24 protein-coding genes are annotated in these 22561 nt (G+C 66.7%); 6 read left to right on the top strand and 18 right to left on the bottom strand.

The features are described from left to right. The 9 genes from N5D45_RS02260 to N5D45_RS02220 all read right to left on the bottom strand — a co-directional run bounded on the left by N5D45_RS02260 (position 1) and on the right by N5D45_RS02220 (position 7395). A complete protein-coding gene (locus N5D45_RS02260) occupies positions 1–1137 on the bottom strand; it encodes a flagellar basal body P-ring protein FlgI (protein WP_057503498.1) in 1137 nt (378 codons plus the stop codon). A gap of 2 nt (positions 1138–1139) precedes the next feature. Next, positions 1140–1832 carry a flagellar basal body L-ring protein FlgH gene (flgH, locus tag N5D45_RS02255; RefSeq protein ID WP_071306150.1) on the bottom strand — a complete coding sequence of 231 codons (693 nt, stop codon included), beginning with the start codon at positions 1830–1832 and terminating at the stop codon, positions 1140–1142. 22 nt (positions 1833–1854) lie between these two features. Further along, a complete protein-coding gene (gene flgG / locus N5D45_RS02250; RefSeq protein ID WP_005409571.1) occupies positions 1855–2640 on the bottom strand; it encodes a flagellar basal-body rod protein FlgG in 786 nt (261 codons plus the stop codon). A 102-nt stretch (positions 2641–2742) separates the two neighbouring features. Continuing rightward, the gene (locus N5D45_RS02245) at positions 2743–3492 is read right to left on the bottom strand and encodes a flagellar basal body rod protein FlgF (RefSeq protein ID WP_057503497.1); all 750 of its coding nucleotides are present in this window, start codon (positions 3490–3492) and stop codon (positions 2743–2745) included. 32 nt (positions 3493–3524) lie between these two features. Continuing rightward, positions 3525–4748, bottom strand: a complete 1224-nt coding sequence (gene flgE / locus N5D45_RS02240) for a flagellar hook protein FlgE (RefSeq protein WP_057503496.1) — start codon at positions 4746–4748, stop codon at positions 3525–3527. Between the two features lie 32 nt (positions 4749–4780). Beyond that, the gene (locus N5D45_RS02235; protein ID WP_099560470.1) at positions 4781–5464 is read right to left on the bottom strand and encodes a flagellar hook capping FlgD N-terminal domain-containing protein; all 684 of its coding nucleotides are present in this window, start codon (positions 5462–5464) and stop codon (positions 4781–4783) included. Positions 5465–5487: 23 nt separating this feature from the next. Next, entirely contained in the window at positions 5488–5895 is a 408-nt protein-coding gene (gene flgC, locus N5D45_RS02230; protein WP_010485892.1) for a flagellar basal body rod protein FlgC, read from the bottom strand. Positions 5896–5898: 3 nt separating this feature from the next. Continuing rightward, positions 5899–6294 (bottom strand): flagellar basal body rod protein FlgB, encoded by a 396-nt coding sequence (gene flgB, locus N5D45_RS02225; protein ID WP_010485889.1) that lies wholly within the window; start codon positions 6292–6294, stop codon positions 5899–5901. 156 nt (positions 6295–6450) lie between these two features. Then, positions 6451–7395: a chemotaxis protein gene (locus N5D45_RS02220; protein WP_010485887.1), complete on the bottom strand. Its 945-nt coding sequence runs from the start codon at positions 7393–7395 to the stop codon at positions 6451–6453. A 180-nt stretch (positions 7396–7575) separates the two neighbouring features. Between N5D45_RS02220 and flgA the strand changes: the two genes are divergently transcribed. The 4 genes from flgA to N5D45_RS02200 all read left to right on the top strand — a co-directional run bounded on the left by flgA (position 7576) and on the right by N5D45_RS02200 (position 10260). Beyond that, positions 7576–8232 carry a flagellar basal body P-ring formation chaperone FlgA gene (gene flgA / locus N5D45_RS02215; protein ID WP_010485884.1) on the top strand — a complete coding sequence of 219 codons (657 nt, stop codon included), beginning with the start codon at positions 7576–7578 and terminating at the stop codon, positions 8230–8232. Positions 8233–8307: 75 nt separating this feature from the next. After that, a complete protein-coding gene (flgM, locus tag N5D45_RS02210; protein WP_049408901.1) occupies positions 8308–8613 on the top strand; it encodes a flagellar biosynthesis anti-sigma factor FlgM in 306 nt (101 codons plus the stop codon). Next, entirely contained in the window at positions 8610–8948 is a 339-nt protein-coding gene (locus N5D45_RS02205) for a flagella protein (RefSeq protein WP_049408902.1), read from the top strand. Before flgM ends, N5D45_RS02205 begins: the two co-directional genes overlap by 4 nt. A 91-nt stretch (positions 8949–9039) precedes the next feature. Continuing rightward, on the top strand, positions 9040–10260 hold the full coding sequence (locus N5D45_RS02200; protein WP_164192033.1) for an ATP-binding protein: 1221 nt from the start codon (positions 9040–9042) through the stop codon (positions 10258–10260). A 17-nt stretch (positions 10261–10277) separates the two neighbouring features. On the opposite strand, the gene N5D45_RS02195 is transcribed toward N5D45_RS02200, so the two are convergent. Further along, complete coding sequence (locus N5D45_RS02195; protein ID WP_043395614.1) at positions 10278–12050, bottom strand: EAL domain-containing protein; 1773 nt, start codon at positions 12048–12050, stop codon at positions 10278–10280. Positions 12051–12054: 4 nt separating this feature from the next. Further along, the gene (locus N5D45_RS02190) at positions 12055–14157 is read right to left on the bottom strand and encodes a PAS domain-containing sensor histidine kinase (RefSeq protein WP_164192030.1); all 2103 of its coding nucleotides are present in this window, start codon (positions 14155–14157) and stop codon (positions 12055–12057) included. Positions 14158–14288: 131 nt separating this feature from the next. Between N5D45_RS02190 and N5D45_RS02185 the strand changes: the two genes are divergently transcribed. After that, on the top strand, positions 14289–17048 hold the full coding sequence (locus N5D45_RS02185; RefSeq protein ID WP_279938408.1) for an EAL domain-containing protein: 2760 nt from the start codon (positions 14289–14291) through the stop codon (positions 17046–17048). 143 nt (positions 17049–17191) lie between these two features. On the opposite strand, the gene N5D45_RS02180 is transcribed toward N5D45_RS02185, so the two are convergent. The 7 genes from N5D45_RS02180 to N5D45_RS02150 form a co-directional block, all read right to left on the bottom strand. Then, on the bottom strand, positions 17192–17698 hold the full coding sequence (locus tag N5D45_RS02180) for a hypothetical protein (protein ID WP_057503491.1): 507 nt from the start codon (positions 17696–17698) through the stop codon (positions 17192–17194). Positions 17699–17765: 67 nt separating this feature from the next. Further along, a complete protein-coding gene (locus N5D45_RS02175) occupies positions 17766–17981 on the bottom strand; it encodes a hypothetical protein (RefSeq protein WP_010485869.1) in 216 nt (71 codons plus the stop codon). 98 nt (positions 17982–18079) lie between these two features. Continuing rightward, positions 18080–19270, bottom strand: coding sequence for a methyl-accepting chemotaxis protein (locus N5D45_RS02170; RefSeq protein WP_010485867.1), 1191 nt, complete (start codon positions 19268–19270; stop codon positions 18080–18082). A gap of 163 nt (positions 19271–19433) precedes the next feature. Continuing rightward, positions 19434–20048 carry a high frequency lysogenization protein HflD gene (gene hflD / locus N5D45_RS02165; protein WP_228355313.1) on the bottom strand — a complete coding sequence of 205 codons (615 nt, stop codon included), beginning with the start codon at positions 20046–20048 and terminating at the stop codon, positions 19434–19436. Next, on the bottom strand, positions 20045–21187 hold the full coding sequence (gene mnmA, locus N5D45_RS02160; RefSeq protein ID WP_228355314.1) for a tRNA 2-thiouridine(34) synthase MnmA: 1143 nt from the start codon (positions 21185–21187) through the stop codon (positions 20045–20047). Before mnmA ends, hflD begins: the two co-directional genes overlap by 4 nt. Then, positions 21184–21645, bottom strand: a complete 462-nt coding sequence (locus tag N5D45_RS02155; protein ID WP_005409590.1) for an NUDIX hydrolase — start codon at positions 21643–21645, stop codon at positions 21184–21186. The genes mnmA and N5D45_RS02155 overlap by 4 nt, the downstream gene beginning before the upstream one ends. Position 21646: 1 nt before the next feature. Continuing rightward, the gene (locus N5D45_RS02150; RefSeq protein ID WP_010485859.1) at positions 21647–22120 is read right to left on the bottom strand and encodes a hypothetical protein; all 474 of its coding nucleotides are present in this window, start codon (positions 22118–22120) and stop codon (positions 21647–21649) included. A 112-nt stretch (positions 22121–22232) separates the two neighbouring features. Between N5D45_RS02150 and clpS the strand changes: the two genes are divergently transcribed. Next, positions 22233–22559, top strand: coding sequence for an ATP-dependent Clp protease adapter ClpS (clpS, locus tag N5D45_RS02145; protein WP_010485856.1), 327 nt, complete (start codon positions 22233–22235; stop codon positions 22557–22559). Positions 22560–22561: the final 2 nt, after the last annotated feature.

Genomic DNA, 22561 nt, shown 5'->3' with positions numbered 1-22561 from the left:
TCAGATCACCTCGAGCTCGGCACTCAGGGCGCCGGCCTGCTTCAGGGCTTCCAGGATCGCGATGAGATCACCTGGTGCTGCGCCCACGGCGTTCACCGCGTGCACGATCTCGTCCAGGGTGGTGCCGCCGCTGAACTTGAACATGCGGCTGCCGTCGTTGGTGGCGGTAATGGTCGACTGCGGGCTGGCCACGGTGCGGCCGCCGGACAGCGCATTGGGCTGGCTGACGTTGGTGTTTTCCTGGATGGTCACGGTCAGCGAACCATGCGAGATCGCAGCCGGTCCCACGCGCACCTGCTGGCCGATGACCACGGTGCCGGTGCGCGAATTGACCACCACCTTGGCCGGGGCGCTGCCGGGGGTCAGTTCCAGGTTCTCGATGCGCGCCAGCAGGCCGATGCGTGCGCCCGGATCGGTCGGCGCGGTGACCGCCACGGTCACGCCGTCGACCGCACGCGCTGCGCCTTCGCCGAAGGCATTGTTGAGTGCAGCGACCATGCGCGAGACCGTGGTGAAGTCGTTGTTGTGCAGGTTCAGGGTGATGTCGCCGCCGTTGGCCAGTGGATCGGGCAGGGCGCGTTCAACCGTGGCACCGTTGGGGATGCGGCCGACGCTGGGCACGTTCACCGAGACACGGGAACCATCCTTGCCCTGCGCACCAAAGCCGCCGACGATCAGATTGCCCTGGGCGATGGCGTAGATCTGGCCGTCGGCACCACGCAGCGGCGCCATCAGCAGCGAGCCGCCACGCAGCGAGACCGCATTGCCGATGGAGGATACGGTGATGTCGATCGGCTGGCCCGGCTTGGCGAACGGCGGCAGTTCGGCGTGGATCGCCACGGCGGCCACGTTCTTCAGCTGCGGGTTGACGTTCGGCGGTACGTTGACGCCCAGCTCGCCGAGCAGGTTCTTCAGGCTCTGCACGGTGAAGGGAGCCTGGCTGGTGCGGTCGCCGCTGCCATCCAGGCCGACCACCAGGCCATAGCCCACCAGCGCGTTGCCGCGAACGCCGCCGACCTGGGCCAGGTCCTTGATGCGCTCGGCACTGGCGGGCGCCGTCACGGCCAGCAGCATCAGCGCGGCGAACGACGCCACGCAGCGCTGCCAGGAGGAAGTGAGAAAGAGTTTCATGGCCATACTCAGAACGGCGTCAGGCCGGAGTTGAAGAAGCGGCTCAGCCAGCCCATCGCGTTGGACTGCGCGACGGGGCCACGGCCGCCGTAGACGATGCGGGCCTCGGCCACTCGGCTGGACGGAATGGTGTTGTCCTGGCTGATGTCGCCTGGGCGGACGATGCCCTGCACCTGCACCAGTTCATCACCCTGGTTCAGCCGCAGGTTCTTCTGTCCCTGTACCACCAGGTTGCCGTTGGGCAGGCGTTGGACCACGGTGACCGTGACGCTGCCCTGCAGGCGGTTGCTCTGCGCGCTGTTGCCCTTGCCGGTGAAGTCACGCGCGCCCTTGGCCGTGGCACTCAGGATGTCCTTGCCGCCGAGGGTGACCGGCGCGCCGAGAATGGACGGCGTGCCCAGGCTCAGGTTCGATTCCTTGTTGGTTGCGGTATTCGCACTGGTTTGCGCGGTGGTGTTTTCCAGCAGGGTGATGGTCAGCAGGTCGCCAACATCGCGTGCGCGGCGGTCCGAATACAGCTGCAGGGTCGGGCCGGCGGCATAGATGGCACCCGCGGTCGGCTGGGCCTGCGGCGGCATGATCGGCTGGACCGGTGCCATCGTCGGGTAGGGACGCACGTCGCCGGCGATCACGCAGCCACCGAGCAGGGCGGCCACGGCGCAGGCGAGGGCAGTGCGGGCGAAGTTGGAAATGGGCGACATGGCAGTTTCCCGGTTGGGCCGGTCAGAGCTTGTTGTTGAGGTAGCCGAGCATCGAATCGGTGGTGGAGATCGCCTTGGCGTTCATTTCGTAGGCGCGCTGGGTTTCGATCATCGACACCAGCTCTTCCACCACGTTGACGTTGCTGCCTTCCAGCGCGCCCTGCACCACAGTGCCGAGGCCGTTGAGTCCGGGGTTGCCGTTCTGTGCCGGACCAGAAGCGGTGGTCTCCAGGAACAGGTTCTCGCCGCGGGCCTGCAGGCCAGCCGGATTGACGAAGTCGGTCAGGGTCAGCGCACCCACTTCCACCGACGCCGCACCGTCGGCCATCTTCACGCTGATGGTGCCGTCGGTACCGATGGTCACCGACTGCGCGCCTTCGGGAATCTGGATGCCGGGCTGCACCGGATAGCCGCTGTTGGTGACCAGCTCGCTGTCCTGGTTGATCTTGAACGAGCCATCACGGGTATAGGCCGAGCTGCCGTCGGGCATCTGCACTTCAAAGAAGCCACGGCCGTTGACCATCACGTCCAGCGCGCGGCCGGTCTGCTGCTGGCCCCCCTGTTCGAAGTTCTTGGCGGTGGCGACCACGCGCACGCCGGTACCCAGCTGCAGGCCAGTCGGCAGCTGCGTCTGTGCCGACGAAGAGCCGCCGGGCTGGCGCACCTGCTGGTACAGCAGGTCCTCAAAACTGGCACGGTCCTGCTTGAAGCCGGTGGTGTTGGTGTTGGCGAGGTTGTTGGAAACCACCGACATGCGCATCTGCTGCGCATCCAGTCCGGTTTTCGCGATCCACAATGCCTGGTTCATCTTCGGTGTCCTGTCTGGTGAAGCCGGCCGCGAGGTGCGGCCCTTGAATGCGGGTGTGCAAGCGGTGTGCCAGCGCCGGCATCAGCCGGCGCCGGAATTCCGTCAGCTGCCCAGGCGCAGCATGCTGTTGGCGCTGCGCGCGTTCTCGTCGCCGTGCTTGATCACCTGCACCTGCATTTCGTACTGGCGCTGCAGCTGGATCATCTGCACCAGCGCGCCGGCGGCATCCACGTTGCTGCCTTCCAGCTGGCCGCTGTGCACGGCCGTGCCCTGTGCCGGCGCAAACGGTTGGCGTGGATCGGTATTGCGGAACAAGCCATCCAGGCCACGCTCCAGGCGCTCGTCCGGTGCCTGCACCACTTTGATGCGCCCGATCTGCGCCATGGTCTGCGGGCCTTCGCCCTGCGGGATGATCGAGAGCGTGCCGTCGGCACCGATTTCCATCGCCTGGTAGGGCGGAATGGCGATCGGGTTGTTGTTGTCATCCAGTACCGGACGGCCGCTGGAGGTCACCAGCTGGCCGTTCGGCGTGACCGACAACGCCGCGCCGCGCGTGTACGCCTCGCTGCCATCGCTGGACTGCACCGCCAGCCAGGTGCCGGTCTGCAGGGACAGATCCAGCGGCTTGCCGGTGATGTGCTGCGCGCCAGGCGTGCGGTTGAATCCGGCGTCGACGTGCAGCGCATCCACCCGCGAGGCAAAGCCCGGCCCCTTGATCGGGAAGGCTTCGGTGTTGGCCAGCGCTTCCTTGAAGCCAGGGGTGTCCGAATTGGCGAGGTTGTGGCTGAGCGTACCCTGCGCCTGCAGGGAGGCGCGGGCACCGGTCATCGCCACGTAGAGGGCTTTATCCATGCGGGGAGTTCCGTGACAGGGTCAGCAGCTCATCAACGGATGTTGATGACGGTCTGGGTGATCTGGTCCTGCGTGGTGATCATCTGCGCGTTGGCCTGGAAGTTGCGCTGCGCGGTGATCATGTTGACCAGCTGCTCGGTGAGGTCGACGGTGGATGCTTCCAGCGAACCGGCCTGGATCTTGCCGAGGTTGGAGGTGTCCGGCATGCCGGTGCGCGGCGTACCCGACTCGAAGGTTTCCACCCACAGGTTGTTGCCCTTCTGCTCCAGGCCCTGCGTATTGTTGAAGGTGGTCAGTGCGACCTGGCCCAATGGCTTGTCGTCGCCGTTGGAATAGCGGGCATAGACGACGCCGGTTTCCGACACGGTGATTTCGTTGAGCTTGCCGGCGGCGTAGCCGTCCTGCTGGGTGTTGCGCAGGGCGAACTTCTCGCCGTACTGGGTCGAGCCGCTGATATCCAGCGTCATGTTGAGCTGACCGGCGCCGGTGGTCGGGGTGAACGTGCCCAGGCTGACCTTGCCGCTGGCCGGAGTGGTCAGCTTGCCGCTGTTATCGAAGGCGACCGTGGTCGGGGTGCCGGCCGGTTGGCCGTCCACGTAGTTGTGCACGGTCCACTCGTTTGGATTGGCGCCCTTCACGAAGTACGAGACCTGGATATGGCTGACGCCCAGCGAGTCGTACACGGTGATGCCACCGCTGGAATGGTTGTAGCTGTTGGAGTCGGTCGGATCGAAATTTGCGACCGTCGGCTGCTTGGCGTTGGCCGGCAGGGTGAAGCCGACCTTCACTTCGCTGGTCTGCTTCGGCGGGCTGTCGGTGGTCAGCAGCTGCAGGTCGACCAGACGGCCTGCATCGAAGTTTGTGCCATCGGCATTCGGCGCGAATACCTGCAGGCGCGCGCCCTGCGGGTTGATCACGTAACCGGCGGAATCGGTCTGGAAATTGCCGGCACGCGAGTACACGCGCGAGCCGTTCATGTTCATGGTGAAGAAGCCCTCACCGGAGATCGCCATGTCCAGGCTGCGGCCGGTCTGTTCATTGTGGCCCTGAATGAACTGCTGGGCGACATTGGAAACACGGACGCCCGAGCCGGTCTGGTTCTTCGACAGGCCGTAGCTGGTGGAGGCGAACAGGTCGGCGAATTCGGCGCGCGATTGCTTGAAGCCGGCGGTGTTGACGTTGGCGACGTTGTTGGCGGTGACGCTCAGGTCGGTGTTGGCGGCATTGATGCCGGACAGCGAGACATTGAAGCCCATGGGATGCTCCTGGTAAGTACGGGGTATGCGGCTCAGCTGACGCGGAGCACGTAGTCGATCGGGGCCGTGCCCAGGCCCTTGAGGTTCAGGTACAGGCCGTCGGAACCGACGGTCACGCTCTCCACCGGGGCCTGCACGAAGGTGGACAACTTGGTGCTCTTCCCTGTGGTGTCGACGTGGTTGGCGACGATGGAGTACTTGCCCGGTTCCATGCGCTTGCCGTTGGCGTCCTTGCCGTCCCACTGAAACGCGGTTTCACCAGCGGCCTTGGCTTCTACGCTCAGCGAGGTGACCTTGGTGCCGTTGGCGTCGGTGATGTCGACGGTTACGATGCCGGCCGAGGGTGCGGCCACCGTGCCTTCGACGCTGCCTTCCTTTTCCAATACCAGCTTTTCCGACGGCACCAGCACCTGGTGACCGACCAGCGCGGCACCGCGCAGTACCTGGTCGCTGGCCATCGATTCCTGGAAGCCCTTCACCGTCTTGTTCAGATCGGTGATGCCCTGCACGGTGGACATCTGCGCCATCTGCGCGACCATCTGCGTGTTGTCCATCGGCTTCAGCGGATCCTGATGCTGCAGCTGCTCGGTCATCAGGCGCAGGAAGTCGGCCTGGTCCAGCGTGTTCTTCTTCTTGGTGGCGTTGCTGTTCGGGGCGTTCAGGCCCAGCGCGGAATAGACGTCCTGGCTGGTCTGGTTGTTGACGGCGGTGGTCATGGCGGTATCCGGTGCTGCGGGGCTCAGCGGCCCATGGTCAGGGTGGCCAGGGCCAGTTCCTTGGCGGTGGTCAACATCTCCACGCCGGCCTGGTAATTGCGCGAGGTCGAGATCAGGTTGACCATCTGTGCCACCGGATCGACGTCGGGCTGGTAGATGTAGCCATCGCCATCGGCCAGCGGGTGGCCCGGCTCATAGCGCTTGATCGGCGCGGCCTCGCTCTGGGTGATTTCCTTGACCTTCACCGAGGTGATGTTCGGATCGTTCTTGCTGGTCACGGCCTGGAAGATCGGCTCCAGCGGCTTGTACACGGCGTCGGCGGAACCGGCGACGGTGTCGGCGTTGGAGAGGTTGGAGGCGATGGTGCTCATGCGCACCGACTGCGCCTGCAGCGCGGAGCCGGCGATATCGAAGATCGGCAGGTTGCTCATGGCTTATTGCCCCGTGATCGCGGTCAGCATGGAACGCACCTTGCTCTCGACGAAGCTGAGCGAAGCGCGGTATTCGAGTGCGGCGCGGCCATAGGCGGCACGCTCGGCATCGGGATCGACGGTGTTGCCGTCCAGGCTGGGCTGTACGCCGTCGCGCGCGATCTGGAACGGATTCAGGCCACTACTGATTTCGTAGTGCTGCTCGTTGGTGGTGGTCATCAGGCCGTTGGCATCCTGCCCCTGGGCATGGCGCAGGGCGGCATCGAAGTCCAGGTCCTGGGCCTTGTAGCCGGGCGTGTCGGCATTGCCGAGGTTGCTGGCGATCAGCTTCATCCGCTGTTCGCGCAACGGCATGGCCTGGGCGTGGACGCCCAGGTAGTCGGTAATCAGGTTGCGCACGGTGCACTCCCACGGGAACGTTGCCCGGGAAGCTGCAAGGGGTGTGCCAAAGCACGCGCGACATCGCGTCCGCCGGGCATGGTCCGGCGCTAGCCCTGGGGTCGGGGAGGTTGTGGTAGCGCCGGGTCATGCCCGGCGGAGACCCGTGACGCGGCCCTACGCCGCCATCGCGACCTTGCGCAGGCGGTCCAGCACGAAGTCAGCCAGTTCGTGAGGCGAGTATTTGGCGACGAAGGCGTTGGCGCCGACGCGCTCGACCATCGCATTGTTGAATACGCCCGACAGCGAGGTGTGCAGCAGCACGTACAGGCCGGCCAGGCCCGGATGGCGCCGGATTTCCGTCGTCAGCGTATAGCCGTCCATGGCCGGCATCTCGATGTCCGAGATGACCATGGCGTAGCGCTCGGCCGGGTTCTCGCCGGAGGCATGGATCTGCAACAGGTGGTCCAGTGCCTGCTTGCCATCGGAAAGCAGGGTGGCGCCCACCCCCAGCTGGTCCAGCACGCTGCGGATCTGCTGGCGGGCTACGCGCGAGTCGTCCACCACCAGCACCTGCAGCTGCGGGCCGTCGGCCGGCATTGCCATGGTCGGGTCCAGCACCGCTTCGCCACGGACCTGGGCGATGTCGGCCAGTACGCTTTCCACGTCGATCACCTGGATCAGCTCGCCCTGGAAGCGGGTCACCGCGGTCAGGTAGCTCGATTCGGCGCCCAGTTCTGGCGGCGGGTGGATGTCTTCCACCGCGATGTTGACGATGCGCTCCACGCCGCTGACCAGGAAGCCCTGGATCGAACGGTTGAATTCGGTGACGACCAGATAGCCGGGCGAGGTGTCCGCATCGGGCTCGCGCTCGGGATGGCCGATCGCCAGCCCGAGGTCCAGCACCGGCACCGAACGGCCGCGCACGTCGGCCACGCCGGAGAACTGGCTGGGCAGCCCGGGCACCTGGAACAGCTCCGGGCGCCGCAGGACCTCCTGCACCTTGAAGACATTGACGCCAAAAAGCTGACGTCCGCCGAGACGGAACAGCAGCAGCGCCAGGCGATTGTGGCCGGCCAGTCGGGTCCGCTGGTCGATCCGGTTGAGCAGGTCATGGGACATGGCTGCTGTATCGGCGCCGCAGTGGCGGAACTTGAGGGCGCTCTGCCGCCCGCGTGGTCCGCACCGCAATTGTGGCGTCGCGCCATGTTCGACCGAGGCTCGACTCTACAGAACGCAGCTCTGCCCCTCTGGCACACCCCTTGCACGCACCAGGGCCAGATCCCATCGACAGGAGGCGCCATGCGCCGGGTCACATCTCTCTTCGCCATCGCGTTGGCCTTGGCCTCGCCGTGGGCGGTTGCCGCCGACTGGCAGCCGGTGGCCAGCATTCGCGCCGCGGCGTTGTCGACGCTGCCGGCCGGCAGCGAGGGCGAGGCCCAGGTGGCCGATGCGCTGCGCCTGCCCAGGTGTGGTGGCGCGCTGCAGGTGCAGCCCACCGCCAACACCACGGTCGAAGTCAGCTGCCCGGATGCCGGTGGCTGGCGCCTGTTCGTGCCCGTAAAGGTGCGGCGCAACCAGACCGTGCTGGTGCTCAATCGTGGAATCGGCACTGGAGAAACCCTCACCGCCGCCGATATCACTACTGCCCAGCGTGACGCCGCCCGGATTGCCGGTGCAGTGCTGGCCGATCCCAACGCGGCGATCGGCCGCATCGCCCGCCGTCCGTTGCAGGCCGGAGCCCTGCTGTCGAACAACGATCTGGTGGTGCAGCGTCTCATCAAGCGGGGAGACAATGTGGCCCTGGTATCGCGTCGCGGCTCGGTCGAGGTCCGCATTGCCGGTCGCGCGATGGGCGATGCCGGTGAAAACGAACGGGTCTCGGTAGAGAACCTGTCCTCGCGGCGGATCGTGCAGGGCACGGTCGATGCCGCCGGTGACGTAATCGTGGCGCGTTGATTTACCGCGAAATATCCCTAAAGATCACGGCCCTGCGGCCGTTATCCCTTGTGAACGGCAACTCCAGGACACCCCATGAGCCAGAAAATCGACGGCAACCTGCAGGTCCCCCAGGCACTGCGCAGCGTGACGACCCCGGCCAACAAGCCCGGTGTCAGCACCGATGCGGCAGCACGTCCGGTCGAAGCGGCCGACAGCCTGCGCCTGACCGGCGAGGCCACCAATCTGCAGGCCATCGAGCGTGAGCTGGCCACCGCCCCGGCGATCGACGCCCAGCGCGTGGCCGCGGTGCGCGAGTCACTGCAGAACGGTACCTACAAGATCAATCCGGACGCGATCGCATCGCGCATGCTCGAGCTGGACCAGCAGCTGCACGGATGACCGCGCCGATGAGCGAACAACTGCAGCGGCTCGCCCAGGCTCTTGACGTTGAACGCCAGGCCCTGGTTGACCACGACGTGCACGCGCTGATCCGGGCCACCGGGGCAAAGCTGGATGCGCTGCGGGCGCTGGAAGGCACGCCACCGGTCGGGGAGGGCGAGCATCTCCAGGAGCTGGCTGAGCGCAACCGTGCCAATGGCGTACTGCTGTCACGCCGGCGTCGGGAAGTGGATTGGGCCCTACGCCAGCTTGGCCGTACCGAGGCATCTTCCTCTTACGATGCCAAGGGGCAGTCGCACACCGTCACTGCGCGCCGCCCACTCGCTGTCGCCTGACGCGACGGCGGTCGCACAACCCCATCAAGCGGGCTGAAGCCCGCTGCGTGACCGCGTATATTGGGCGCCTGTTCGAACGCCCCGAGTCGCCGTGTCCGCTGCCAACGCCCTGGTTACCGCCCCCCTTCCGCCACAGCCGGTGCTGCAGGCCCTGCTTGAGCGCCTGCGCGAAGGGCTGCTGCTGTTCACTGAAGACGGGCAGGTGGCGCTGGCCAATCCGGCCGCGCAGAACCTGCTGGCCAGCGGCGAGGGTGGCGGTCTGCCACCACCGCAGCGCCTGCGTGAACTGCTGCCGCCCGATGCGCTGGAACAGGCGCGCCAGCACGGCCACTGGAACGGCAGCCTGCCGCTGGGAGAGGGCGTGGTCATCGCCCATCTGTATCACCACGGCCCGGTGGGCCAGGGGCACTTCCTGGCGTTGTTCCGCCATATCGAGGGGCAGGAAGACTACGAGCGCGAGCTGCAGCAGCGCCATGCCGAGCTGCGCCAGGCCTACCTGCGCCTGAACGGCACCCAGGAAAAGCTGCTGCAGTCGGAAAAGATGGCCTCGATCGGCCAGCTTGCTGCCGGCGTCGCGCACGAGATCAACAACCCGATCGGTTACGTGCACTCCAACCTGGGCAGCCTGCAGGAGTACCTGCGCAGCCTGTTCACCGTGATCGAAGCCTACGAACGCGCATTGCGCGCGCCGGACCCGAAGGCGTTGATTCCGGAAATCGACGATATCCGTGACCGCCTGGACATCGATTTCATCAGCCGTGACCTGCCGCAGCTGATGGCTGAATCGCGCGAAGGCATCGAGCGGGTCACCCGCATCGTGCGTGACCTGAAGGACTTCTCGTATTCCGGCCGCGACGAATCGTGGAAGCTGGTCGACCTGCACGCAGGCCTGGAATCGACCATCAACATCATCTGGAACGAGCTGAAGTACAAGGTCACCCTGGTGCGGGAGTTCGGCCAGCTACCGCTGGTGGAATGCCTGCCGTCGGAGTTGAACCAGGTCTACATGAACCTGCTGCTCAACGCCGGCCATGCCATCGCCGAGCGCGGCACGATCACGGTGCGCACCGGCGTTGATGGCGATCACGTGTGGGTCGAATTCGAGGACACCGGCGGTGGCATCTCGCCGGAACTGCGCCAGCGCATCTTCGATCCGTTCTTCACCACCAAGCCCGTTGGCAGCGGCACCGGCCTGGGCCTGTCGATCTCCTACAGCATCATCAACAAGCACCACGGCCGCATCGACCTGGACAGCACCCCGGGCTTGGGCTCGCGCTTCCGCGTGGTGCTGCCGGTGAAGCAGCCGCGCTGACCGACTCTACATGTGGGTCACCGCAGCGGGCGATCCTCACCGCCATCTCCGTTCTCCACCGGCGCCGGACCGGCGTTGCTGCGGCGTTGCTCCTCATAGGTGCGGAACGCCTGGTGGATGTGCTTGCGCAGTTCGTCGTCGTTCCACGGCTTGGTCAGGAAGCGATAGATCGCACCGCGGTTGATCGCGTCGGTCACGGTGTTCAGATCGGTGTAACCGGACAGCACCAGGCGGATCGTGTCCGGGTACAGCATCTTCACCCGGCCCAGGAACTCGGTGCCGCTCATGTCACTCATGCGCTGGTCGGACAGGATCACCTGCACGTCGTTGATCGCCAGCAGGTCGAACGCATCGCGCACGTTGCCGGCCGCCAGGATGCGGTAGCCATCGCGACGGAACAGGCGCACCAGCGAGCGCAGCACGTTCTCCTCGTCGTCCAGCAACAGCAGCGTGCGGTCGGGACGGGTCTCGGCAAAGGCCTCCGGGCGCAGGTAGCGGCGGCGCAGGGTCATGCCGGCGGCATCGGCCGACATCGGTTCGCCGAACAGGTAGCCCTGGAACACGTCGCAGTCGTTGCGGCGCAGGAAGCCCAGCTGCGCCTGCGATTCCACGCCGTTGGCGATCACGGTCATGCCCAGCTGGTGGCCCATGGCGATGATCGCACGAGCGATGGCCGCTTCGCGGTTACCGGCCGGCGCACTCTTGATGAAGCTGCGGTCGATCTTCAGCTTGTCCACCGGGTAGCGCACCAGCGCACTCAGGCTGGAATCGCCGGTGCCGAAATTGTCCAGGCTCAGGCTGATGCCTTCGTTGCGCAGGTTGGCCAGCGTCTCGTGCACGAAGTTGACGTTGTTGGTCAGCGCGCTTTCGTTGATCTCCAGCGTCAGCATCTGCGCCGGCACGCCCGCCGCCTGGATCAGGCCCATGACTTCTGCGAAGAAGTTGGGCCGCAGCAACTGCAGGGTGGAGACGTTCACGGCGATGGTGAAGTCGTCGAAGCCCTGGTCGCGCCACAGGCGGGCCTGCTTCAGCGCGCCCTCCAGCACCCAGGTGCCGATCTGCACGATGATGCCCAGCCGTTCGGCGGTGCGCATGAAGCGCTCCGGCACCAGCATGCCCAGCGTCGGCGACTGCCAGCGCAGCAGCGCCTCCATGCCCACCACGTGGCCGTCGCGGGCACTGACCAGCGGCTGGTAGCGAAGCTTCAGCTCGCCATTGGGGATCGCGTCGACGATCTGGCGCGCGATGATGCTCTCGCTGTGCGCGCTCGGCGGCGTGTCCACGGCGTGGATGCGCACCGCGTTGCCGCCTTCGCGGGCCGCCTGGTACAGCGCATCCTCGGCATGATCGAGCAGGCGTGAGGCGCTGCTTGCATGGTCCGGGCACAGGCTCACGCCCAGCTTGCCGGTCATGAACAACGTATACGGCAGCACCGACAGGGGCAGCTCCATCTGCTGCCGGATCTCCTCGGCAAAGTCCTCCGGCAGCGGCACGTCGGCCGTGCGTGGCACGGCGATCAGGAACTCATCGCTGCCGTGGCGCCACAGCTTGCCGCGCCCGCGCAGGTAGGACTGCAACCGCTGCGCCACCAGCGCCAGGGCCTGGTCACCCACCTCGGCGCTCATGTTTTCGTTGACCGAAGCGAAGTGGTCGATGTCGACATGCATCAGCATCAGTGCGGTGCCGCCCGAGGCCGCCTCGGCGACCATTACCTGCAGCTCGGGGTTGCCGGCGCCAAGGCGATCAGGCGCATCATCGATGCTGACCGGGGGCTGGTTGGGATTCCACATAGGCTCAGTATTCCGGTGACTCAGCGGCGGCCATGCTGGCCGCCTGGTAGGGGAGGTGGACGTCGATCAGCGTGCCTTCGCCGTGCGCGGATTCGATCCGCACATGGCCACCGACGCTCTGCGCGCGCTCACGCATCACGATCAGGCCCAGCCCGCGCGGACCATCGGGGTCGAAACCCTCGCCATCGTCGCGGATCTGCAGGTGCAGGCCGCGCTGGCCGACATCGCGCAGCTGCAGCTGCACCTGGCTGGCACGGGCGTGGCGCAATACGTTGGTCAGGCTTTCCTGCGCGATACGGAAGCAGGCCTGCTCGATGCTGTTGTCGGGACGGTGCGGCAGGGGCTCGATCTCGGCCAGCAGTTCCACCGGCGACGAACGGAACAGTACCCGTGCCTGCCAGCTCAAGGCTGCTTCCAGGCCCAGCGCGTCGAGCTGCGGCGGGCGCAGCAGGGTAGAGATGTCGCGCAGCTTGGCCACCGTGGTATCGGCCAGACTGACGATCTGCGCCAGATCCTCGGCGCGGCGCTGCGGATCATCTTCGTCCTGTGCTGCGTAGGCGGACAACTTGATCGCCGTGATCGCCTGGCCGATGTCGTCGTGCAGATCGCGCGAGATCGCGCGGCGTTCATCCTCCTGCAGCGAGAACAGGCGGCCGGCCATCGCCTGCAGTTCACGGTTGCTGGTTTCCAACGCACTGCGGGTGCGCTCGGAATCGCTCAGGTCGCGCACGATCAGCAGCTTGCAGTCGCGTCCGCCATAACGCACTTCACCTACCGCCAGGCCGGCATGGAAGCTGCGGCCATCAGCGCGCTGCATCGCCACCACGCTGCTGTGACCGGGCCCCAGGTGGGGCTGGCCTGCACGCAGCTGGCTGCGCACGCGGGACAGATCGGCGTTGCCCACCAGTGCCGACAGCGGCTCGCCCAGCAGGGTGTGGCTGCCATAGCCGAACAGGCTGGCGGCCCAGGCATTGGCGTACAACACGTGTTCTTCGGAGAGAATCACCACGCCATCGGGCAGTACCCGTACCAGCTCGCGGAACTGCTCCTCACGCTCGCGCAGCAGGCGTCGCGACTGCTCACGCTCGGTCACGTCCTGCAGCGTGCCCAGCACGCGATTGCGGCCGGCCTCGTCGATGCCGCTGGCAGCACGCAGATGCACCATCAAGGCGCGGCCATCCATCGACAACAGCGGCAGCAGCACGTCCACGTGCACGGGATCGCCGGAGCAGAGTTCGGCCAGCAGCTGTTCGGTCTGGGTAGCGGTGGCCGGATCGGCCGGCACCAGCAGTTCGTCGAAGCGATGCCAGCGCCGGGCCTCGGGCGAGCGGCGACCCAGCAGGCGGTAGACCTGGTTGGAATAACGGCCGAGCCCCGTGGACGGGTCCAGCTCCCAGGCGCCGATGCGGGCCAGCTCGTGGGCTTCTTCCACCCGGGCCAGCGCCTGGTCGCGGCGCAGTTGCGCCAGATCCTCCGCAGTGCGGTCGATGGCAATCAACAAGCGGGCGTTGTGGCCGTCGTAGCTGATGGCGTTGGAGCGCAGCTCCATCTGCCGCAGCGAGCCGTCACGCAGCTGCAGCTGGGTACGCAGGATGCACAGTTCCTCTGGTGCCTCGCGGATCGCCTCCAGCTTGGTCTGCAGTGCCTGGTCCTGGCCTGGCGGCCACAACGCGTCGATGGTCTGCTCCAGCAGTTCGTCACGGTCCCAGCCGAAGGCGGTGCAGGCCGCCGGATTGGCATCGAGGATCGCCAGCGTATCGAGGTCATAGACCAGGATCGGGCCGGGGTTGCCTTCGAACATCTGCCGCAGGCGCAGCTCCGAGGCCTGCTGGCGTGCATGGGTGTGCAGCACGTGCTCGGCCAGCGGGCGCAGCAGCAGATACAGCAGGCCCGCACTGGCAAGGGCGAAGAACGAGCCCTTCAGGCCCTGCCACAAGGCCGCCTGCTGCGGGTCAGGCACCAGTGCCTGCACCGCACTGTCGGTGGAGATCATCCAGGCCAGCGCCATCGCCAGGTAGCTCAGCACCACCCGGCGCCGGTCGCGGCTCAGCGCCTGCGCCATCCGCGGGTCGGGAACTGGGGCGTTGCCGGTCGGTTCTGCGGGCATGGACAGGGCGGAAGAAAGGGGCGCCGGCCATCTTACCGCGCAGGTGCGCCCAGACCACTCAATTATCCGCCGCAGGCGCCGTTAACCACTGCGTGCCCCGCTGACGGGCGTGTCATCCGGAGCAAGATCGCGTGGACCAAGGGATCATCGCCAGCCTGCTGCAGCACCCGCTTGCGTCGGCGCTGGTCATCGTCGACCGCACGGGCCGCCCGCTGGCGGCCAATCCGGCTGCGCGCGACCACGGCTTGCCGGCTACCGTGGCTGCGTATGCGCCGATGCTGGAAGATCTGCGTCTGATGGCCGCCGATGGCGGCATCGTGGCCTGCACGCTGCCGGGTGGCCCGCACGGGCACTACGACGGCCACCTGCGGGCCGTGCACGATGGCGCCGGCAATCTGCTGGCCTTCACGCTGAGCATTCCCGAACCGGTGCCGCTTGGCGGCGGTGGGCGCTGGGAGCTGGCGCTGGACAGTGCCGGGCACAGCCTGTGGGACTGGGACATTCCCAGCGACCGTGTGGTGCGCACCCCGGCGCTGGGTGACGAAACCGCCACCGAGATCCTGGCCCGCGTGCACAGCGAGGATATCGCCCAGGTGCGGGTCGCACTGGACGAGCATCTGCGTGGCTTGAGCGAGCAGTACAGCGCACAGTTCCGCTTCCGCCAGGCCGATGGCCAGTGGCGTTGGGTACTGGACCGCGGGCGCGTGGTCGCGCGTACCGCCGATGGCCAGCCGCTGCGCATGGTCGGCACGCATACCGATATCGAACAACAGAAGCAGCTGGAAGGGCTGCTTCAGGAACAGCAGCTGCACCTGAGCGAGGCCCAGCGCATCGCCAGCATGGGCAGCTGGTCGTTCGACCCCAACAGCGGTCATTTCTGGTGGTCGCCGGAACTGCGCTCGATGCTGGCGCTGGAGCAGGGCAGCGCGCCCGGCCAGCGCCGCTGGCTGAAGCAGCTGCATCCGCGCTCGCGGGGTGCGTTGCGCGCGGCATGGCGGCGCCTGTGGCGTGATGGCCGGGCCGCCAACATCGAACTGGAATTGACCCGCGGCAACGAACCGTCGCAGCATCTGCGGCTGTGGATGCAGCCACTGCTGGACATGGACGGACAGCCCAAGCGGCTGCTCGGCCAGGTGCAGAACATCACCGAGCAGCACCAGACCGATGCGCTGATCCGCTGGCGGACCGAGCTGCTCAACCGCGTCTCCGCGCTGGGCCGCATCGGCGGCTGCGAGATCGAGGTGCAGACCCGGCACATGCAGTGGACCGAGGAGTGCTACCGCATCCACGGCCTGCGCAAGGAGCCGATCACCCTCGACCAGGCGCTGGCGCTGTACACCGAAGATTCGCGCAATGCCTTCGACGCCGCATTGGTCCGGATTGCCGGCGGCGGACTGCCCGAACAGCTGGACCTGTGCTTCTACCGTCAGTCCGGCCTGCGCGTGTGGGTGCAGGTGCTGATCGAGCTGGACCGCCGTGATGGCCTGCCGCCGCGCTTCGTGGTGCTGTTCCGTGACATCACCCGCGAGCGCGAGGCCAACGAGCGCATCGAGCTGCTGGCCCACTACGATCTGCTCACCGGCCTGCCCAATCGCGTGCTGCTCGGCGAACAGACGGCAGAAGCCATCGAGGAAGCGCGCGACCGTGGCACCTCGCTGGCGATGCTGTTCATCGATCTGGACGGTTTCAAGACCATCAACGACAGCTTCGGTCATGCCACCGGTGATGCGCTGCTGAAGGCCGCTGCGACGCGCCTGCACCAGAACCTGCGCAACAACGACCTGTTTGGCCGCTTCAGTGGTGACGAGTTCATCGTGGTGCTGCGCGATCTGGCCGAGCCGGAAGACGCCGGCCACGTGGCGCGCAAGCTGATCGCCTCGTTGGCCGAGCCGCTGCGCCGTGGCGAGACCACCTTGAAGGTCGGCGCCAGTGTCGGCATCGCGATGCTGGGCGACGCGCAGACCGACTTTGATTCCCTGCTGCGTGCTGCCGACGCCGCGATGTACGCGGCCAAGGAAGCCGGGCGCAATACCTACCAGTACTACAGTCAGGACGCGCTGGCCCGCATCCAGCGCAAGCTGGAGCTTGAGCACGCCCTGCACGGCGCCATCGAGCGCGAAGAGTTCAGCCTGGCCTACCAGCCGCTGCTGCATGCCCACCACGGCGAGCCGCCTGCAATCGAGGCGCTGCTGCGCTGGCACCGGCCCGGGATCGGCTACTGCAGCCCGGCCGAGTTCATCCCCATTGCCGAAAAATGCGGCGAGATCGTGCGGATCGGCGACTGGGTGCTGAATGAAGCCTGCCGCCAGGCCACCGCCTGGGACCGCGCCGGCCTGCGCTTCGACCGCATTGCGGTGAATGTCTCTGCGGTGCAGCTGCGTGACCGTGGTTTCGCCGAGCGCGTGATCGAGATCTGCCACGCCCATGGTTGGCCGCCGCAGCGACTGGAACTGGAACTGACCGAGTCGGCACTGATCCGTGACACCGACATCCTGCGCCATTGCTTCGATGTGCTGGAACGGCACGGCGTGCCGCTGGCGGTGGATGACTTCGGCACCGGCTTCTCCAACCTCAATTACCTCAACCGCTTCCCGGTGGGCCGCCTGAAGATCGACCGCAGTTTCGTGCAGGGCATGCTGCACGATTCGGGCACGGCCGAAGTAACCCAGGCCATCGTGCACCTGGGTCACGCGTTGGGCATGAAGGTGGTGGCCGAGGGCGTGGAAACGCACCAGGAAGAAGACATGTTGCGCCGGCAGGGCTGCGACGAGATCCAGGGTTACCTGTACTCGCGCCCGCTCAGCCCGCGCGACCTGGCGCAGTGGTTACGTCAGCCACAGCCGGTTTCGCTGCGTACCGATGCCAGCGGGGAAGTGGTGCTGGTGCGCTGATCAGCTGCGCTGGTGGGAATTGACCTTGGCTGCTGTGTCTATCCACGCATGGCGTGGATCTACCGCAACCCGTTTTGTTGGGTGCTGACCTTGGTCGGCACGAATGCCTCCTGCACGCGCGACCATCCACGCATGGGGTGGATCTACCTTGGGAACTCCGCCTTCAACTGCATGCGCAGCGCTTCGACGATGGCCGCATAGCGCCGCTTCTGGACCAGATAGCTGGCCAGGAACAGCGGCAGCACCAGCAGCATGGGCGCCACCATCGGGCGCATCACCACCAGCGGCAACAGCAACAGCGACAGGATGGCCACGAACCAGCTGCACAGTCCGATCACCCGCACCTCGTGCCGTCGCGTGTTGAGTACGATGCGACCGCGCATCACGGGGAAGTAGCGCAGGCCGAAGCTCGGCGCGAAGCTCTCGCGGAACGCCATGCTGCCATCGGGCAGCGCATGGAAGGCCAGTCGCAGCCACTTGTCCCGCGGCAGGTCACGTTCCAGGCTGCCCAGCGAGAGCCGGGCCTGCATGGCGGGCGACGCTGTGATGCGTTCGTTGAACAGGGGGACGCCCCAGCTGAAATAGCTGGCCGCCCAGGCCATCATAAGGACGGTCTCGATCAGCAGAAGTGCAATCAGGGCGATGGCCATCGGTCTTCCATGAAGGGGACCGGCGGATCATGCCATGCGCGACGGCCTATCCACGCATGGCGTGGATCTACCTCAAGGCTTCGCCATCCAGCCCCAGGTCCCACGCCAGTCCCAGCAGCGCCTCGTCCGCCCGCGACGGGGCGGGGCGCGCGTCCGCCAGCTGCTGCAGTTCGCGGATCTCCTCGCGGGCGACCTCTTCCAGTTGCTGCAGCTGCTCACGCACGCTCGCGTTGCGCGGGCGCTCGGTGTTGGTGAGGGAGGGCAGGGCGTGGATCAGGGTCATGGTGCGCGTACAGGATGCATCCAACGGCGGGTCACAGGCAAAGGCCCCGGAGGAACCGGGGCCTTGCGGGCTGCCGGCGAGGGCAGCGGACATCAGGATCAGAACAGCTCGACGGTGCCGGCGCCCATGCTCTGCTGGGCAACCGGCTTGTGCGGCGGGCGTTCCCATTCGCTGCGCAGTTCGCGCAGGCGGCTGCCGGTGCGCTGCAGGGCGGTCGCGATCTCTTCGTCGAACACGCCGCCGTTGCGGTGCAGCAGTTCCTGCAGGGCGACTGCTTCGCGGTTGATCGCGGTCAGGCGGTCCAGGTGGGTGTGCACGCCGCCCAGCGCCTGGGTGGCGATGTCTTCGAACTGCAGGGCGCGCACGGCTTCGGCCACGCTGCCATCAATCGAACGGGCGCACTCGGAGACTTCGCGCATGCCATCGCCCAGCGAGGCATTGATCTGGGCCACGTTGTCGAGCATCGCGGCCGCTTCCTGGCGCGCTTCACGGGAGCGATCCATGTCACGCGACGCCATGTGCGAGACCGTCTCGCGCACCTTGGCAATGGCGTCCTTGGAGCTGTGCGCCAGCTTGCGGATCTGCTCGTTGAAGGTGGTCGAGCGCTCGGACAGGTTGCGCACTTCGTCAGCGACCACGGCGAAGCCACGACCGGCTTCACCGGCACGCGCCGCTTCAATGGCAGCGTTCAGGGCCAGCAGGTTGGTCTGGTCGGCGATCGATTTGACGTCTTCCAGCAGCGCGAAGATGCCATCCAGGTGCTGCGCCATCTGGTCGATGTGCTGCACGGTGGTGCTGCTCTGGCCGCTCACCTGCTCCAGCGCTTCGACCAGCTGTTCCATGCGGTGGCTGGCGTGCTGGGCGAAACGGGCAACGTCGAGGCCGGCATTGCCTTCATCACCGGCGCGGTCGACGATACGCGACAGGGCCTGGCTCTGCTGGCGCGACTTGCGGTTCATGGCATCGAAGCTGCCCCCCAGGCTGGAGACGGCCTGGCGGATCAGGTCACGGGCACGTTCCACTTCGCCGCGCGAACCGTCGATCTCGTTGCCGACGAAGTTGCGCAGTTCGGTCAGCAGCTGGTCCTGCTCACGCAGGACACGGGCATGTTCCGGGGAACGGTGCGCCTGGGCGCGGGTGGTCCACCACGCAAAGCCGAGCCAGCTCAGCGTCATCGTGGTCAGGATCGCCCAGCGCAGGGCGGCCGGCCATTCGAAACCGATGGCGAAGGGGAGCAGCAGGGTCAGAGCCAGGGGGGCGGCCAGACGGATGAAAATGCGTGAGTACATGGACGTTCTCGGGAGGTGCACGGAGGATGTATCGGCCGTACCCCCTTTCTCTTTAACGTCGATGTGCCCGGAAGTGCATTCTGAATGCGCCGGTTTTCCGGCGCCTTGGCGGCTTCAGGGTCAGAGCCCTTTCCGTGCCGGAAAGGGATCCGACCCCATGGCCTCAGGCCAACTGCCGGTCCACGGCCTCGATCATCGCCTTGCGGCTGAACAGGAAGTCCCAGTAGCTGCCGCCCAGCTGGCGCCACAGCACCGCCGAGCGCACCGCGGCCAGCAGCAGGGCGCGGATCTCGGCCACCACGCCAGCCTGGCCCAGATAGTGCGGGTTGCCCTGCACCATCACCCGCGGCTTGAGGTGGCTGATGGTGTCGGCGTACAGGCCGCCGAGATTGGCCAGCACGTCCGGATGGCCGCTGTCGCCCAGCTCGGTGGCCTGGCGCTGGGCGCGCTCGATGCCCGAGGCGACCTTGTTCACGGTGGCGCCGTCCTGCACGAAGCGGCGCTCCAGTTGAAGCACCGACAGGGCCAGCTTGGGCAGGATCGGGTCCTGGCCCTGGTTGCGGAAGTAGTTGTGCAGCAGGCGCAGGCCGGCCTTCAGTGCATGGCGGTCACCGAACACCTCCTGCGGCGAGGACGCATCGACACGGAACACGCTGTCCACGGCGGTGCGCACGGCGGCGGCGTCGGAATGGCCGGTATCGGCGATACGGCGTACCTGCTGCAGGGCCTGGGCTATGCCGGCCAGGGCCAGGACGCGGTCGTCGACAGTGAAACTCATGCAGCGATTACCTCAAAAGGGGAGGGGGTGGTGCGCAGGCGCTGTTCCAGCGGCGCATCGGTGGCGGCGATCACCGCGCCACCCAGGCACACGTCACCGTCATACAGCACCAGTGATTGACCGGGGGTAACGGCGCGCTGCGGGCGCGCGAAGTTGACCAGCACGCTGCCATCGTCCAGCACCTCGACCGTACACGGCTCGTCGGGCTGGCGGTAGCGGGTCTGGGCGGTGCATTCAAAGCGCCGTGCCGGCGGCGCGCCGGCGATCCAGTGCGCGGTTTCCGAGCGCAGGCGATCGGACAGCATCCACTTGCTGTCGCGGTCCTGATCCACGTACAGCACGTTGCTGGCCACATCCTTGCCGACCACGTACCACGGCGCGGCCGGGCGGCCACGCACGCCGCCGATGTTCAGGCCTTCGCGCTGGCCCAGGGTGAAATAGAACACGCCCGGATGTTCGGCGATGACGCTGCCGTCGGCCGGGTCGAGGATCTGGCCGGGCTTGGCCGGCAGGTAACGGCCGAGGAATTCACGGAAGTCGCGCTCACCAATGAAGCAGATGCCGGTGGAGTCCTTCTTGGCGTGGGTCGGCAGGCTGACGTCACGTGCGATCCGCCGCAGGTCGGTCTTTTCCAGGTCGCCGATCGGGAACAGGGTGGCCGCCAGCTGTTCCTGGCCCAGCTGGTGCAGGAAGTAGCTCTGGTCCTTGGAGCGGTCGGCGCCGCGCAGCAGCAGCCACTGGTGGCCGCGCTGGGTCACACGTGCGTAATGGCCGGTGGCGATGCGTTCGGCGCCCAGCTCGCGGGCGGCATCCAGGAAGTGCTTGAACTTCACTTCGCGGTTGCACAGCACGTCCGGGTTCGGCGTACGGCCGGCCGCGTACTCGGCCAGGAAGTGCTCGAACACGCCCTGCCAGTATTCGCTGGAGAAATCGCGGAAGTGGAACGGAATGCCGAGCAGGCCGCAGACGGCCACCGCATCGCGGCGGTCGTCCTCGGCACGGCAGTCGCCGCTGCCGTCGTCGGCCCAGTTCTGCATGAACAGACCGGCTACGGCCTCACCCTGCTGTACCAGGCGCCAGGCGGCGACCGAGGAGTCGACGCCACCGGAGACGCCCACCATCACGCGCGGAGTGCTCATGCGACCTCCCGGACCAGGGAAAGTGGATGGCGCTGGCCACCGAGGTAATCAGCCACCACCTGCCAGACCAGCGGGCTGCGCTGGCGCTCGCCGGCGGCCTGCAGTTCGGCCGGGGTCAGCCAGAGTGCGCGGTCGATGCCGGTGTCCAGTGGCTGCGCCGGGTCGTGCGAGACCGGGCGCGCTGCGTAGCAGAAGCGCAGAAAGGCGGTGCCGTCGCCGGCAGTCCACTGGTAGCAGCCGATGAAATGGGTCAGCTGCACCGTCCAGCCGGTTTCCTCGCGGGTCTCGCGCAGGGCTGCCTCGGCCAGGCTTTCGCCCGGCTCGAGGTGGCCGGCCGGCTGGTTCAGCACCTGGCGGCCGTCGATGGTCTCTTCAACCAGCAACACGCGGCCGCCGTCGACCACCACGGTGGCGACGGTGGCGTGCGGTGCCCAGCGCGGGTCCGGCGTAGCGTTCAACTCAGAACTCGTCCTTCTTGGTCAGTTCCAGCTCCATGGCGTCGGCGGTGCGGATGGCCGCATCGATGGCGTCGCTGAGCTGGTCGGCCGTGGCATCGGCGTCGATCTTCACCACGAACATGGCGGTGGTGTCCTGCTTCACCCAGCCGCCCATCTTGGCGTCCTGCGAATCTTCCAGCAGGCGGTTGGCCACGGCCACCGGGAACTGCTTGGTCTTGGCGTTGTAGGCCGGCGACCAGATCTCGCGGATGTTGTGGGTGCCGAAATCTTCCACCGACGAGCGCACGTAGACCATCTGGGTGCGGTCACCTTCGACGTCGAACACCATGCGGTAGTCGCCGTCCTCGTCGACCTCGTAGGTGTAGCCCAGCTTGTCCAGGTGGCGGGCCACGGCCTTGTCGGCCTGGGTCTCGGCGGCGGCGGAGCCGGCGGCGGCCAAGGCGATCAGCAGGGCGGAGAGAAGGGTCCTTTTCATGAAGATCCTGTGAAACAGTGTTGAGAGAGGATGCAATTGTGACGGCGGCCGTGCGTGCCGTCCAATCTGCGGCGGGCCGACGCAGGCCCGCTCGAGCCTCTATAATGAGCAGATGCCCCGCGAGTCTTCCCCCGATTCCCATCACGAGCACGGCGTTGCCGTGGAACCCGCGCGCCCGGAAGTGGCGCCGCCGCCGTTCTACCAGGTGATGCTGCTCAACGACGACTACACCCCGATGGATTTCGTGGTGGACGTACTGCAGCAGTTCTTCAGCATGGACCTGGACAAGGCCACGCAGGTGATGCTGCACGTCCATACCCGCGGCCGCGGCGTGTGCGGGGTGTTCACCCGCGAAGTGGCCGAGACCAAGGTTGCCCAGGTCAACGAGTATTCGCGGATGAACCAGCACCCGCTGCTGTGCACGATGGAAAAGGCCTGACC

The sequence above is a fragment of the Stenotrophomonas sp. GD03819 genome, from assembly GCF_029841665.1.
GTDB classification, from domain to species: domain Bacteria; phylum Pseudomonadota; class Gammaproteobacteria; order Xanthomonadales; family Xanthomonadaceae; genus Stenotrophomonas; species Stenotrophomonas geniculata.
Note: the sequence above shows the minus strand (reverse complement) of the source record. Positions and strands in the feature narration are given on the sequence as shown.

Bases quoted from the DNA above. Each gene is read 5' to 3' on its own strand.
- flgC (WP_010485892.1), bottom strand. From the start codon at position 5,895: ATGAGCAACCTGCCGATCTTCGATATCGCCGGCTCCGCGCTGCAGGCG.
- flgE (WP_057503496.1), bottom strand. From the start codon at position 4,748: ATGGGCTTCAATGTCTCGCTGTCCGGCATCAATGCCGCCAACACCGAC.
- flgM (WP_049408901.1), top strand. From the start codon at position 8,308: ATGAGCCAGAAAATCGACGGCAACCTGCAGGTCCCCCAGGCACTGCGC.
- N5D45_RS02175 (WP_010485869.1), bottom strand. From the start codon at position 17,981: ATGACCCTGATCCACGCCCTGCCCTCCCTCACCAACACCGAGCGCCCG.
- N5D45_RS02205 (WP_049408902.1), top strand. From the start codon at position 8,610: ATGACCGCGCCGATGAGCGAACAACTGCAGCGGCTCGCCCAGGCTCTT.
- N5D45_RS02180 (WP_057503491.1), bottom strand. From the start codon at position 17,698: ATGGCCATCGCCCTGATTGCACTTCTGCTGATCGAGACCGTCCTTATG.
- flgH (WP_071306150.1), bottom strand. From the start codon at position 1,832: ATGTCGCCCATTTCCAACTTCGCCCGCACTGCCCTCGCCTGCGCCGTG.
- flgA (WP_010485884.1), top strand. From the start codon at position 7,576: ATGCGCCGGGTCACATCTCTCTTCGCCATCGCGTTGGCCTTGGCCTCG.
- N5D45_RS02245 (WP_057503497.1), bottom strand. From the start codon at position 3,492: ATGGATAAAGCCCTCTACGTGGCGATGACCGGTGCCCGCGCCTCCCTG.
- flgG (WP_005409571.1), bottom strand. From the start codon at position 2,640: ATGAACCAGGCATTGTGGATCGCGAAAACCGGACTGGATGCGCAGCAG.
- N5D45_RS02170 (WP_010485867.1), bottom strand. From the start codon at position 19,270: ATGTACTCACGCATTTTCATCCGTCTGGCCGCCCCCCTGGCTCTGACC.
- N5D45_RS02195 (WP_043395614.1), bottom strand. From the start codon at position 12,050: ATGTGGAATCCCAACCAGCCCCCGGTCAGCATCGATGATGCGCCTGAT.
- N5D45_RS02235 (WP_099560470.1), bottom strand. From the start codon at position 5,464: ATGACCACCGCCGTCAACAACCAGACCAGCCAGGACGTCTATTCCGCG.
- N5D45_RS02190 (WP_164192030.1), bottom strand. From the start codon at position 14,157: ATGCCCGCAGAACCGACCGGCAACGCCCCAGTTCCCGACCCGCGGATG.
- N5D45_RS02150 (WP_010485859.1), bottom strand. From the start codon at position 22,120: ATGAAAAGGACCCTTCTCTCCGCCCTGCTGATCGCCTTGGCCGCCGCC.
- mnmA (WP_228355314.1), bottom strand. From the start codon at position 21,187: ATGAGCACTCCGCGCGTGATGGTGGGCGTCTCCGGTGGCGTCGACTCC.
- N5D45_RS02260 (WP_057503498.1), bottom strand. From the start codon at position 1,137: ATGGCCATGAAACTCTTTCTCACTTCCTCCTGGCAGCGCTGCGTGGCG.
- N5D45_RS02220 (WP_010485887.1), bottom strand. From the start codon at position 7,395: ATGTCCCATGACCTGCTCAACCGGATCGACCAGCGGACCCGACTGGCC.
- hflD (WP_228355313.1), bottom strand. From the start codon at position 20,048: ATGAGTTTCACTGTCGACGACCGCGTCCTGGCCCTGGCCGGCATAGCC.
- clpS (WP_010485856.1), top strand. From the start codon at position 22,233: ATGCCCCGCGAGTCTTCCCCCGATTCCCATCACGAGCACGGCGTTGCC.